9 protein-coding genes are annotated in these 12621 nt (G+C 71.6%); 7 read left to right on the forward strand and 2 right to left on the reverse strand.

The window, feature by feature from the left end; all coding sequences use genetic code 11:
- The first annotated feature begins 8 nt into the window (after positions 1 to 8).
- Together pruA and B9S64_RS23650 are read left to right on the forward strand one after the other, a co-directional pair.
- Positions 9 to 1640, forward strand: a complete 1632-nt coding sequence (gene pruA / locus B9S64_RS23645) for an L-glutamate gamma-semialdehyde dehydrogenase (protein WP_103493166.1) — start codon at positions 9 to 11, stop codon at positions 1638 to 1640.
- A 134-nt stretch (positions 1641 to 1774) separates the two neighbouring features.
- Positions 1775 to 2335 carry a GNAT family N-acetyltransferase gene (locus B9S64_RS23650; protein ID WP_103493167.1) on the forward strand — a complete coding sequence of 187 codons (561 nt, stop codon included), beginning with the start codon at positions 1775 to 1777 and terminating at the stop codon, positions 2333 to 2335.
- 55 nt (positions 2336 to 2390) lie between these two features.
- Here the strand turns inward: B9S64_RS23650 and B9S64_RS23655 are convergent, their stop codons facing one another.
- Positions 2391 to 4688, reverse strand: coding sequence for a glycoside hydrolase family 3 N-terminal domain-containing protein (locus B9S64_RS23655; protein ID WP_103493168.1), 2298 nt, complete (start codon positions 4686 to 4688; stop codon positions 2391 to 2393).
- Between the two features lie 127 nt (positions 4689 to 4815).
- Between B9S64_RS23655 and B9S64_RS23660 the strand changes: the two genes are divergently transcribed.
- From B9S64_RS23660 to cimA, 5 genes are all read left to right on the forward strand, one after another.
- Entirely contained in the window at positions 4816 to 5415 is a 600-nt protein-coding gene (locus tag B9S64_RS23660) for a TetR/AcrR family transcriptional regulator (RefSeq protein WP_103493174.1), read from the forward strand.
- A gap of 492 nt (positions 5416 to 5907) precedes the next feature.
- The gene (locus B9S64_RS35145) at positions 5908 to 6039 is read left to right on the forward strand and encodes a hypothetical protein (protein ID WP_258038013.1); all 132 of its coding nucleotides are present in this window, start codon (positions 5908 to 5910) and stop codon (positions 6037 to 6039) included.
- 88 nt (positions 6040 to 6127) lie between these two features.
- Entirely contained in the window at positions 6128 to 7171 is a 1044-nt protein-coding gene (locus B9S64_RS23665; RefSeq protein ID WP_103493169.1) for a 3-isopropylmalate dehydrogenase, read from the forward strand.
- A 270-nt stretch (positions 7172 to 7441) separates the two neighbouring features.
- Positions 7442 to 8545 (forward strand): branched-chain amino acid aminotransferase, encoded by a 1104-nt coding sequence (locus B9S64_RS23670; RefSeq protein ID WP_103493170.1) that lies wholly within the window; start codon positions 7442 to 7444, stop codon positions 8543 to 8545.
- 419 nt (positions 8546 to 8964) lie between these two features.
- Positions 8965 to 10572, forward strand: coding sequence for a citramalate synthase (gene cimA / locus B9S64_RS23675; RefSeq protein ID WP_103493171.1), 1608 nt, complete (start codon positions 8965 to 8967; stop codon positions 10570 to 10572).
- A 64-nt stretch (positions 10573 to 10636) separates the two neighbouring features.
- Here cimA and B9S64_RS23680 read toward each other — a convergent pair whose 3' ends face one another.
- Positions 10637 to 12508 (reverse strand): ricin-type beta-trefoil lectin domain protein, encoded by a 1872-nt coding sequence (locus tag B9S64_RS23680; protein WP_103493172.1) that lies wholly within the window; start codon positions 12506 to 12508, stop codon positions 10637 to 10639.
- Between the last annotated feature and the right edge of the window lie 113 nt (positions 12509 to 12621).

Below are 12621 nucleotides of genomic sequence, written 5' to 3' on the forward strand. Positions count from 1 at the left end.
TGTCACTCATGGACGCTGTGACCCAGGTCCCCGCACCGGTCAACGAGCCGGTTCACACCTACGCCCCCGGCACCCCGGAGCGAGCCCGTCTGGAGGCGAAGCTCAAGGAGCTCGCCGAGAACCCCGTGGACCTGCCGATGACCATCGGCGGCGAGAAGCGGATGGGCGGCGGCGAGCGCTTCGACGTCGTACAGCCGCACAACCACCAGGCCGTGCTGGGCACCTACGCCAACGCCACCGAGGTTGACGCCCAGGACGCGGTGGACGCCGCCCTGGCCGCCGCCCCGGCCTGGCGCGCGATGTCCTTCGACGACCGCGCCGCGATCATCCTGCGCGCCGCCGAGCTGCTCTCCGGCCCCTGGCGCGAGACGCTGGCCGCCTCCACCATGCTCGGCCAGTCCAAGACCGCGCAGCAGGCCGAGATCGACTGCCCCTGCGAGCTGGTGGACTTCTGGCGCTTCAACGTGCACTACGCGCGCCAGATCCTCGCCGAGCAGCCCCCGGCCAACTCCCCGGGCGTGTGGAACCGCATGGACCACCGCCCGCTGGAGGGCTTCGTCTACGCGATCACGCCCTTCAACTTCTCGGCGATCGCCGCGAACCTGCCGACCGCGCCCGCCCTCATGGGCAACGTCGTGGTGTGGAAGCCGTCCCCGACGCAGACGCACGCCGCGGTGCTGCTGATGAGCCTCCTGGAGGAGGCCGGTCTGCCCAAGGGCGTCATCAACCTGGTCACCGGTGACGGCCTCGCCGTCTCCGAGGTGGCGCTGAACCACCGCGACCTGGCCGGTATCCACTTCACCGGCTCCACGCCGACCTTCCGGCACCTGTGGAAGACGGTCGGCAACAACATCGAGAAGTACCGCACCTACCCGCGCCTCGTCGGGGAGACCGGCGGCAAGGACTTCGTCGTCGCGCACCCGAGCGCCGACCGCGCCGTGCTGAAGACCGCGCTGACCCGCGGCTCCTTCGAGTACCAGGGCCAGAAGTGCTCGGCCTCCTCCCGCGCGTACATCCCGGCCTCCCTGTGGAACTCCGGTTTCAAGGAGGAGTTCGCGGCCGAGGTGGACTCCATCACGATCGGCGACGTCACCGACCTCTCGAACTTCGCCGGCGCCGTCATCGACGCCCGGTCCTTCGCGAAGAACAAGGCCGCGATCGACCGCGCGAAGAACGACCCGTCCTGCACGGTCGTCGCGGGCGGCACCTACGACGACTCCGTGGGCTACTTCGTGCGCCCGACCGTCGTCGTGTGCGACGACCCGGCCAACGAGATCTTCACCACCGAGTACTTCGGCCCGATCCTCGCCGTGCACGTCTACGAGGACGAGAAGTACGACGAGATGCTGGAGCAGATGGAGTCCGTCACGGACTACGCGCTGACGGGCTCGGTCATCGCGAACGACCGCGCCGCGGCCGCGTACACGATGGACAAGCTCCGCTATGCGGCGGGCAACTTCTACATCAACGACAAGTCGACCGGCGCCGTCGTCGGCCAGCAGCCCTTCGGCGGCGGCCGGGGCTCGGGCACCAACGACAAGGCGGGCGCCCCGCAGAACCTGATGCGCTGGACGCTGACCCGCGCCATCAAGGAGACGCTGGTCGCGCCGACCGAGTACACCTACCCCCACCAGGGCTGACGCCCTCCCGGGGCACCGCTCGCGCGGTGTCCCGGCCCCGCACTCCGCCTCCCGGACGGCCCCCCTGCCGACCGGGAGGCGGTTTCCATATATGCGCGTGCGCAGGAACGGTGGCGTGCGGCAGGCTGTCCCGCATGACCGCGTCGCCGCCCGTCCTCGCCCACACCCACCAGCTGGATCCCGCCGTCCTCGCGGAGATCCGCGCCTTCCTGGACACCGCGTTCGAGGGGGACTTCAGCGACGAGGACTGGGACCACACCCTGGGCGGCGTCCACGCGTACGTGACCGGCGACGCCGGGATCCTGGCCCACGGCAGCGTGGTCCAGCGCCGCGTCCGGTACGCGGGCCGCTCCTACCGGACCGGTTACGTGGAAGGGGTCGCCGTCCGCGCCGGGCACCGCCGCGAAGGGCTCGGCGGGCAGGTGATGGCCGCGCTGGAAGGGGTCCTCGACGGGGCGTACGACCTGGGCGCGCTGTCCGCGTCCGCCTCCGGCGCCCCGCTCTACCGGGCGCGCGGCTGGTGGGCCTGGCCGGGCCGGATCGCCGCCCAGGGGCCGGACGGGACCGTACCCCTGCCCCACGAGGAGGGCAGCGCCTACCTCCGCGGAACGGGCGGAGGACCGCTGCCCTTCCCCGCCGGCTCCGCGGAGACGGGCACGCTCCAGTTCGACTGGCGCGACGGCGACGTGCTCTGACCGGGCCCGGGGCCGCGAGTCAGCCCTTCACGGTGAACGGGGCCCGGTCCTTGACTCAGCCCTTCACGGTGAACGGGGCCCGCAGCAGCGCCTCGTCACGGGAGGACGGGCCGACCAGCAGCGCGAAGTCGCCCGGCTCCACGACCCGGCGGCCTCCGGCGTCCACCAGGGTGCAGTCCGCGACCGGCAGCTCCACCAGGACCTCGCGCGCCTCGCCCGGCGCCAGCTCCACCTGCCGGTAGGCCTTCAGCTCCTTCTCCGCCCACGTCACGGAGGTCACCAGGTCGCTCACGTACACCTGGACGGTCTCCCGGGCGGGCCGGGAACCCGTGTTGGTGACGGTGACACGCGCCCGCAGGACGTCGTCGGCCTGGACGTTCTCCGTCAGCACCGCCAGGTCCGTGTACGTCACGGTCGTGTAGCTCAGCCCCTCACCGAAGGCGAACGCCGGGCGCTGGGTGAGGTCGGCGTACCGGCTGCCGTGCTGCCCCCGGATCTGGTTGTAGTACGTCGGCTGCTGGCCGGCGTGCCGGGCGAAGGAGACCGGCAGCCGGCCCGAGGGCTCGACGAGGCCGAGCAGCAGTTCGGCCACGGCCCGGCCGCCCTGCATGCCCGGGTTGAACGCGTGCACGATGGCGGCCGCCCCCAGCGCGGACGGCGGCAGGACCAGCGGCTTGGAGCTGATGACCACCACCACCATCGGGGTGCCCGTCGCGGCCAGCGCGTCCAGCAGTGCGACCTGGTCGCCCACGAGCTCCAGGGTGGCCGTGGAACGCCCCTCACCGACCAGCTCGATCCGGTCGCCCACCACGGCGACCACGTGGTCGGCGCCCTCGGCGGCGGCGACCGCCTCGTCGATCAGAGCCTTCGACGGCCCGGCGGGCACCACGACGTGCGGCCGGGGCTGCCCGTCCGGGAAGTACGCCCCCTCCGGGTCCGGCCCGACCGACAGGATCTCGGCGCCTCGCGCGTAGGAGACGGTCCAGTCCTCGGGGACGTGGGCCCGCAGGCCGTCCAGCACCGTGCGGACCATGGAGCGGGGCTGGCCGTCCGGCAGCCAGTCCGCCTGGCCCGAGGCTCCGGCCCAGTCGCCGAGCTGGGTCTGGGCGTCGTCGGCGTTGGGCCCGACGACGGCGACGGTGCGGGGCGCGGCGTCCGGGACCGCCAGGGCGCGCCCGTCCGCACCGGCCTCGAAGCCGCCCTCCAGCGGCAGGGTGCCGTCGTTGGTGAGCAGGACGAGCGAGCGGCGGGCGGCCTCCAGGTTGAGCGCGGTGTGCGCGGCGCTGCCGATGACCGCGGCCTGCCGGGCGGGGTCCGGGTGGCGCGGGTCCTCGAAGAGGCCCAGCTCGAACTTGAGGGTCAGCACCCGCCGTACCGCCGCGTCGATCCCGGCCTCGTCCAGAAGGCCCTGGGCGACCGCGTTCTGCGCGCCCTCGAAGAACTGCGGGGTGGTCATCACCATGTCGTTGCCCGCGCGGACCGCCGCGGCGGCGGCCTGGGTGTCGTCGGCGTAGATCTTCTGCTCCCACACCATGCGGCCGACGTTGTCCCAGTCCGTCACCAGAGTGCCGGTGTAGCCCCACTCACCGCGCAGCACCTCGTTCAGCAGCCAGTCGTTGACCGTGACCGGCACCCCGTCCATCGACTGGTAGCCGAGCATGAAGGTCCGGCAGCCCTCGCGGGCGACCCGCTCGAACGGGGGCAGGAACCAGGAGCGCAGCTTGCGCCGTGAGATGTCCGCCTCGCTGGCGTCCCGGCCGCCCTGGGTCTCGGAGTAGCCCGCGAAGTGCTTGGCGCAGGCCAGGATCGCCGTGGGGTCCGACAGGCCCTCGCCCTGGTAGCCGCGCACCATCGCCGAGGCCAGCTCACCGATGAGGAAGGGGTCCTCGCCGAACGTCTCGCTGACCCGGCCCCAGCGCAGGTCGCGGGTGATGCACAGCACCGGCGAGAACGTCCAGTGGACGCCGGTCGCCGCGACCTCCACGGCCGTGGCCCTGGCGACGCGCTCCACCAGCTCCGGGTCCCAGCTCGCCGCCATGCCCAGCTGGGTCGGGTAGATCGTGGCCCCCTCCCAGAAGGAGTGGCCGTGGATGCAGTCCTCCGCGACGAGCAGCGGGATGCCCAGCCGGGTCCGTCCGGTGGCCGCCACCGCCTCCCGGACGTGCTCGGGGGAGGCGTGCAGGATCGAACCCACGTGCAGGTCCTCGACGAGGTGGCTCACCCCGTCCTTCGCGTTCAGCTGGAGCATCTGGCCGGTCTTCTCGGCCAGCGTCATACGGCCGAGGAGGTCGTCGACCCGCTCGGCGACGGGCCGTGCGGGGTCCAGGTAGGGCAGGGGGGTGGAGGGGGGCACGGAGCGGTCCTTTCGCGGCGCGGTTCGGCTTTCACCATAGAGTCAATACCGACCGCTTGGTAAGTATCTCGGAATGTGCGAACGTGGCCGGTGACAACAGCCGGTACGACCGGGCCGGGAGGTGACCGTGGCCGCCGAGGCGAGGCGTGGGTACGCGAAGGGCCGCGCGAAGCGGGGCGAGATCCTCGACCAGGCGATGGCCCTGTTCGGCGAGGCCGGGTACCGGGGCGCCTCGCTGCGGGTGATCGCGACCCGCTGCGGCATCTCGCACCCCGGTCTGCTGCACCACTTCCCGACCAAGGAGTCCCTGCTCCTCGCGGTGCTCGAACACCGCGACGAGGTGGACGGCGAGTGGCTCGGCCTGGGCGGCGCCACCGGCGTCCAGCGGCTCGGCGGATTCGCCGCGCTGGCCGAGCTGAACGCCACGCGCCGCGGCATCGTCGAACTGTTCTGTGTGGTCTCCGCGGAGGCGACCTCGGCGGACCACCCGGCCCACGCCTACTTCGTACGCCGCTACGCCCGCTCCGTCTCCGACGCCGAACGGGCCTACGCCCAGGCCCGCGAGGAGGGGGCGCTCCGGGACGGCGTGGACCCGGCCCTCGCGGGCGCGCAGCTGATCGCCCTGATGGACGGCCTCCAGGTGCAGTGGCTGCTGAGCGACGGCGCGACGGACATGGCGGGCGTCCTGCGCGCCCACCTCCAGGCCCAGCTCACCGTGCGGCTCTGAGGCCCCGCGCGAAACCGTGGCCCGGCCCGGCCCCGCGACCGCCGCGCGTGTGCCCGCCCCTGGCCGGCACGCCCGGGGCACGCCCGACACGCCCGGGACCCGCGCGCGTGCGGTCAAGGCGTCCCCGAGGCCGCGGCGGGCCCGCGACCGGGGTGTCACCAGGGCGTGACCGCATCACCGGGTGAGGGGTCCGGCCGGGTCGCCGTCTCAGATAGTAGGACGTCCGACTAACTGTGGAGACAGATCGCTTCCGCTGTCCTAACTTTGTAGAAGCCGAACGATTCGCGTGATCCAGCGAACGGCGGACGCGAGCACGTGCCCGACGCAGGCCACCCCTGCGGCACCCGCTCCCCGCCCCTTCCGGCGCCCTTCCCGGCACCTCGCAGAGCCCGGTTCCGGCCACCGCAGTCCGACCGTCGCACCGTGTCCCGACACCACGGTGGAAGCGGTCCCGATCCCGCGATCCACGCGATCCGAAGGAGTCGACCCGTCATGACCCAGACCACCGCCGCCCGTCGCGTCCGCCACAACGCCCGCCCCACCGAGTCGGAGCGCAAGAACGCGGCCGCCGCCCTCCAGCGCGCCCTCGACCGCCGTGACAACGGCGGATCGACCGGTCACTGACGGTCCGGACCGGTCCGGGTCCCACCCCGTACGTCCGTATGCTGGACGTTCGATGTCATGGGGTGGGACAGGACGTTAGGGTGCAGCCATGTCTCGCAGCATCGATCTCGCAGTGATCCCCGGCGACGGTATCGGCCAGGAGGTCGTCACCCAGGGCCTCAAGGTCCTCAACGCTGTTCTCCCGCAGGATGTGAAGCTGGAGACCAAGGAGTACGACCTCGGCGCCCGCCGCTGGCACCGCACCGGTGAGACCCTCCCGGACGCGGAGCTGGAGGCGCTCAAGAACCACGACGCGATCCTCCTCGGCGCCATCGGCGACCCGTCCGTGCCCTCGGGTGTGCTGGAGCGCGGTCTGCTGCTGAAGCTGCGCTTCGCCTTCGACCACTTCGTGAACCTGCGGCCGTCGAAGCTCTTCCCGAACACCGCGACGCCCCTGGTCGGCCGTCCCGAGATCGACTTCGTCGTCGTCCGCGAGGGAACCGAGGGCCCCTACACGGGCAACGGCGGCTCCCTGCGTACGGGCACCGAGCACGAGGTCGCCACCGAGGTCAGCGTCAACACGGCCTACGGTGTCGAGCGCGTCGTCCGGGACGCCTTCGCGCGTGCCGCCGCCCGCCCGCGCAAGAAGCTGACGCTGGTCCACAAGAACAACGTCCTCGTGCACGCCGGCCACCTGTGGAAGAACATCTTCGACGCGGTCGCGACCGAGTACCCCGAGGTCACCACCGACTACCTGCACGTCGACGCGGCGACGATCTTCTTCGTCACCCAGCCGGAGCGCTTCGACGTCATCGTCACCGACAACCTCTTCGGTGACATCCTCACCGACCTCGCCGCCGCCGTGACCGGCGGTATCGGCCTGGCCGCCTCCGGCAACATCAACCCGACGGGCGCGTTCCCGTCGATGTTCGAGCCGGTCCACGGCACTGCCCCCGACATCGCGGGCCAGGGCAAGGCCGACCCGACCGCCACGATCCTCTCCGTCGCCCTCCTGCTGCGCCACCTCGGTTACGAGGCCGAGGCCGCGCGCATCGAGGAGGCCGTCTCCGCCGACCTCGCGGAGCGCGAGGGCAAGGCCGCGCGCAGCACCGACGAAATCGGCGACGCGCTCGCGGTACGCGTAGCGAGCTGACCCGACGCCTCCCTTTCGAAGCCGCCGGGTCGCATACGCACCCGGCGGCTTCACCTTGCGGTCCCCGGGTGCCACCATCGACCCCAGGACCGCGTTTTCACGTCTCCGCAAACCCACCATTTCGTACACGGCACCTCACGAGCGATAATCGAACGCGGGGCCGTGGTTCGCGGTAGAGCTCGGACGTCCTACAACCTGCCGCGCTGTGCCGGACGGGAGCGGACGCGAGCGCGGTCCATCACACACAAGACCGGTGAAGGACACGCACTCATGACGACGCCCACCATCGAGCTCAAGCCCTCCTCCCACCCGCTGTCCGACGCGGAGCGCGAAGCGATCCTGGCCAACCCGGGATTCGGCCGGCACTTCACCGACCACATGGTGACCATCCGCTGGACCGAGGGCCGCGGCTGGCACGACGCCCAGCTCGTCCCCTACGGTCCGCTGTCGATCGACCCGGCCAACATGACCCTGCACTACGGGCAGGAGATCTTCGAGGGCCTCAAGGCCTACCGGCAGCCCGACGGCACCGTGGCCACCTTCCGCCCCGAGGCCAACGCCGCCCGCTTCCAGCGCTCCGCCGCCCGGCTCGCGATGCCCGAACTGCCCGTCGAGACGTTCATCGAGGCCTGCGACGCGCTCATCCGGCAGGACCAGGCCTGGGTCCCGGAACACGGCGGCGAGGAGTCCCTCTACCTGCGCCCGTTCATGATCGCCTCCGAGGTGGGCCTCGGCGTGAGGCCCGCCAACGAGTACCTCTTCCTCGTCATCGCCTCCCCGGCTGGCGCCTACTTCCCCGGCGGTGTGAAGCCCGTCTCGATCTGGCTCTCCCAGGACCGGGTGCGCGCCGTCCCCGGGGGCATGGGCGACGCCAAGACCGGGGGCAACTACGCCGCCTCCCTCCTCGCCCAGGCCGAGGCCGCCGCGAAGGGCTGCGACCAGGTCGCCTACCTCGACGCCGTCGAGCACACATGGGTCGAGGAGCTCGGCGGCATGAACCTCTACTTCGTGTACGGGCGGGAGGACGGCGGCAAGCGCATCGTCACCCCCTCCCTCACCGGCTCACTGCTCGCGGGTGTCACCCGGGACTCCCTGCTCACCGTCGCCCGGGACCTCGGCTACACCTCCGAGGAGGACCGCGTCTCCATCGGCCAGTGGCGGGACGACACCGCGAACGGCACCCTCACCGAGGTCTTCGCCTGCGGTACCGCCGCCGTGATCACCCCCGTCGGCACCGTGAAGTCGGTGGACGGCGAGTGGGTCCAGGGCGACGGAACGCCCGGCGAGGTCACCCTCAAGCTGCGCGAGCGCCTGCTGGACATCCAGCGCGGCACCGCCGAGGACACCCACGGCTGGATGCACCCTCTGGGCTAGGGCACCGGTCCGCGTGGGACGCCGCACCCCCCGGCGACAGGAGGGTGCGGCGTCCACGCCCGTGTGCGCCCCGGTACGGCTTGACGGGCGCGCGCGTTCCGGCGTGCGCGGGCGTGCGCGGCGGACAGGGGCGCCCGCATCCTGAGACGGGACGGAGCCCCGGCGCGTCGCTGTGCGAGACTGCGGGCGTGTCCTCGTTCGCCATGATTATCGGCAGCAGGCGCGCCGGTCCGCAGTGACCGCCCGTACGACCACGTACGGACGGGCATCGTGCCCCAGACCCGCGCGCAGACCTCTCGCACCCGCGAGGGGTTTTTTCGTTTTCCGGCCCCCATCACGGGCCGGGCGAGGCACGCGGGATGATGGGGGCAAGTGGAGTCGATTCGTCCGGATCCGCTCACCGACAGGAGTCAGACAGCATGACCACCAAGGCCACGGCCCCCGACGACCGCTTCCATGTCTTCGACACCACCCTGCGCGACGGGGCGCAGCGCGAAGGCATCAACCTGACGGTCGCGGACAAGCTGGCCATCGCCCGGCATCTGGACGCCTTCGGGGTCGGCTACATCGAGGGCGGCTGGCCCGGTGCCAACCCCCGCGACACGGAGTTCTTCGCCCGCGCCCAGCAGGAGATCGATTTCGAGCACGCCCAGCTCGTCGCCTTCGGTGCCACCCGCCGCGCGGGCGGCAAGGCGGCCGAGGACCCGCAGGTGCGGGCCCTCCTCGACTCGGGCGCCCCGGTGATCACCCTGGTCGCCAAGGCCCACGACCGCCACGTCGAGCTGGCCCTGCGCACCACCCTCGACGAGAACCTCGACATGGTCCGCGACACCGTCTCCCATCTGCGGGCCCAGGGCCGTCGCGTCTTCGTGGACTGCGAGCATTTCTTCGACGGCTACCGGGGCAATCCGGAGTACGCCAAGGCCGTCGTACGCACCGCGTCCGAGGCCGGTGCCGAGGTCGTCATCCTCTGCGACACCAACGGCGGGATGCTCCCCGCCCAGATCCAGGCCGTCGTCTCCACGGTCCTGGCCGACACCGGCGCCCGGCTCGGCATCCACGCCCAGGACGACACCGGCTGCGCCGTCGCCAACACCCTGGCCGCCGTGGACGCGGGCGCCACCCATGTCCAGTGCACCGCCAACGGCTACGGCGAGCGCGTCGGCAACGCCAACCTCTTCCCGGTCGTCGCCGCGCTGGAGCTGAAGTACGGCAAGACCGTCCTGCCCGAGGGCGCGCTCGCCGACATGACGCGGATCTCGCACGCCATCGCCGAGGTCGTGAACCTCACCCCGTCCACCCACCAGCCCTACGTCGGGGTCTCCGCCTTCGCCCACAAGGCGGGGCTGCACGCCTCCGCGATCAAGGTCGATCCGGACCTCTACCAGCACATCGACCCCGAGCGCGTGGGCAACACCATGCGGATGCTGGTCTCCGACATGGCCGGCCGCGCCTCGATCGAGCTCAAGGGCAAGGAGCTGGGGATCGACCTGGGCGACGACCGCGCGCTGGTCCAACGCGTCGTGGAGCGGGTCAAGGAGCGCGAACTCAAGGGCTACACCTACGAGGCGGCCGACGCCTCCTTCGAACTGCTGCTGCGGGCCGAGGTGGACGGCCGCCCCCGCCGGTACTTCCGCGTGGAGTCGTGGCGGGCCATCGTCGAGGACCGCCCCGACGGCACCCACGCCAACGAGGCGACGGTGAAGCTCTGGGCCAAGGGCGAGCGGATCGTCGCCACCGCCGAGGGCAACGGACCGGTCAACGCCCTGGACCGGGCGCTCCGCGTCGGCCTGGAGCGGATCTACCCGCAGCTGGCCAAGCTGGAGCTGGTGGACTACAAGGTCCGCATCCTGGAAGGCCGTACCGGTACGGAGTCCACCACCCGGGTGCTGATCACCACGGGCGACGGATCCGGCGACTGGGCGACGGTCGGTGTGGCCGAGAACGTCATCGCCGCGTCCTGGCAGGCCCTGGAGGACGCCTACACCTACGGCCTGCTCCGGGCCGGGATCGAGCCCACCGACTGAGCGGCCCGGCCGCCCGGCCCACCCGCGGTGCGCGGGCGGGCCGGGCACGGGCCGGGACGGGGCGTCAGCCCAGCCGCCACTTCTGGTTGGCGGCTCCGGTGCACGTCCAGATCTGGAGCCGGGCGCCGTTCGCCGAGGACCGGTCCACGACGTCCAGACACTTGTCCGCGGCCGTGTTGACCACGTCCCCGGTGGCCGCGTCGTACCTCCAGCGCTGCGCCCCCGAGCCGTTGCAGGTGTACAGCTGGACCTTCGCACCGTCGGCCGTCGAGCCCGAGGTGACGTCCAGGCAGGCGCCCAGGACGGTGACCGAACCGTCACCGCCGACCGTCCAGCGCTGGTTCGCCGCGCCGGTGCAGTCCCAGATCTGCACCGGGGTGCCGTCGGCCGCGCTGTGGTCCGTGGCGTCCAGGCACTTGCCCCCGATGCCGGTGAACGCGCCGCCGGTGCCCGGGGTTCCGCCCGACTGGGTGCCCGTCCAGGTGAAGGTGGCCGAGGTGCGGCCCGGCAGGGAGTACGCGAACTTCTGGCCGCCCCAGTTCACCGTGACCTGCTGTGCGGAGGAGGACCCGTTGTAGGCGATCAGCGCCTTGGAGCCGTCCGGGTTGCGCCAGGCGACGTTGGGCACCGTGGAGCTGGCGGTGGAGGCGATGCGGGAGGCGCCCGGCCGGACGTACTTGGTCAGGTGGCCCATCGTGTAGTACTCGATCGTGTAGTCGACCTGGCCGTGCCGCCCGTCGCCGTTGTGCACGGTGATCAGCCCGTCGCAGGTGCCGCAGCCCCCGTTGTGCGGGCCGCGGTTCTGGTCCACGGCGAGGGACCACTTGGTCACCGACTTCGCCCAGTTGCGGGTGTAGTCGATGATGTTCAGCATGTCCTCGCGCTGCTGGTCGGCGATCCAGGTGCCGCCCGAGTGCTCCGTCTGGAAGGCGTCCAGCTGCGGGTAACGGTCGTGCACGGACGTCTGCTTGGCGATGTCGCCGCCGTAGCCGTGCCAGGCGATCCCGCCGAAGTTCGGGTGGTCGCGCACCGCCGGGTCGTCCACGGTCTCGGCGGCGTACGCGTCGTAGGTGTCCCAGTTCCAGTCGTGCGCCAGGACCTTGGTGGGCAGGCCCGCGGACCGGAGCTTGGGCAGCAGTTCGCTCTTGGTGAAGTAGGCGAGCCCCGAGCCGTTCCAGCTCATCGAGGGGTAGCCGGAGCAACAGGTGGGCTCGTTCTGCGCGGTGACGTAGTCGACCGGGACGCCCTGGTCGCGCCAGGCCTGGAGGTACTTCACGAAGTAGTCCGCGTACGCGCCGTAGTGCTCGGCCTTCAGCCAGCCGCCGTCGAGCCGGCCGCTGTCCTTCATCCAGGCCGGGGCCGTCCACGGTGAGGCGACCGTCGTCAGCGCCGGGTTGAGCTGCTTGGCCTGCTTGGTCAGCGGCAGCACGTCCTGGAGATCGTGTGCGATCGTGAATTTCGTGAGGCCCGGGTCGGTCTGGCCGGCCGGCAGGTCGTCGTAGGTGTAGCCGAAGCGCGCCAGGTCCGAGCCGCCCATCGGATTGCGTACGAACGACAGCCCGATGCCCTCGGTGGGGGAGAAGAGTTTCCTCATCGTCGCGTCGCGGGTCTCCTGGCCGAGCGCCCCGCTGCCCTTCATCAGCCAGGCGGCGGTGTCCGTGAACGAGGCGCCGCCGCCGGTGAAGGTCTGGTAGCGGGTGTTCTCGTCGACCGTGATGTTCGTCCCCGGACCGCCGTTGCCCGCGCCGAAGGCGGTCGGCGTCTGCGCCTGGAGGCCCCGGGTGACATGGCGGCCGCCGGAGTCGTCGGTCGTGGTCAGCACGATGCCGACGCTCTCGCCGGCCGCCTGGGCGGTGCCGGGGGAAAGACCCGCAAGACCCGCGGTGGCGAGGGCCGTCGCGACGAGGACGCTCGCCGCTCTTCCTGTCCGAATCATGTGGCTGCTGCCTTTCATGGCAGGGGCGTGGGGGACGTGCCGTCGAACGAGCCGTGAGTGAACTGGTATTACGTGTTCGCGTCAAGTGGGCCGTGTGTTCAAGAGGTGAACGG

The organism is Streptomyces sp. SM18 (genome assembly GCF_002910775.2).
Classification (GTDB): Bacteria; Actinomycetota; Actinomycetes; order Streptomycetales; family Streptomycetaceae; genus Streptomyces; species Streptomyces halstedii.

Bases quoted from the DNA above. Each gene is read 5' to 3' on its own strand.
- B9S64_RS23680 (WP_103493172.1), bottom strand. From the start codon at position 12,508: ATGATTCGGACAGGAAGAGCGGCGAGCGTCCTCGTCGCGACGGCCCTC.
- B9S64_RS23650 (WP_103493167.1), top strand. From the start codon at position 1,775: ATGACCGCGTCGCCGCCCGTCCTCGCCCACACCCACCAGCTGGATCCC.
- cimA (WP_103493171.1), top strand. From the start codon at position 8,965: ATGACCACCAAGGCCACGGCCCCCGACGACCGCTTCCATGTCTTCGAC.
- B9S64_RS35145 (WP_258038013.1), top strand. From the start codon at position 5,908: ATGACCCAGACCACCGCCGCCCGTCGCGTCCGCCACAACGCCCGCCCC.
- pruA (WP_103493166.1), top strand. From the start codon at position 9: ATGGACGCTGTGACCCAGGTCCCCGCACCGGTCAACGAGCCGGTTCAC.
- B9S64_RS23665 (WP_103493169.1), top strand. From the start codon at position 6,128: ATGTCTCGCAGCATCGATCTCGCAGTGATCCCCGGCGACGGTATCGGC.
- B9S64_RS23670 (WP_103493170.1), top strand. From the start codon at position 7,442: ATGACGACGCCCACCATCGAGCTCAAGCCCTCCTCCCACCCGCTGTCC.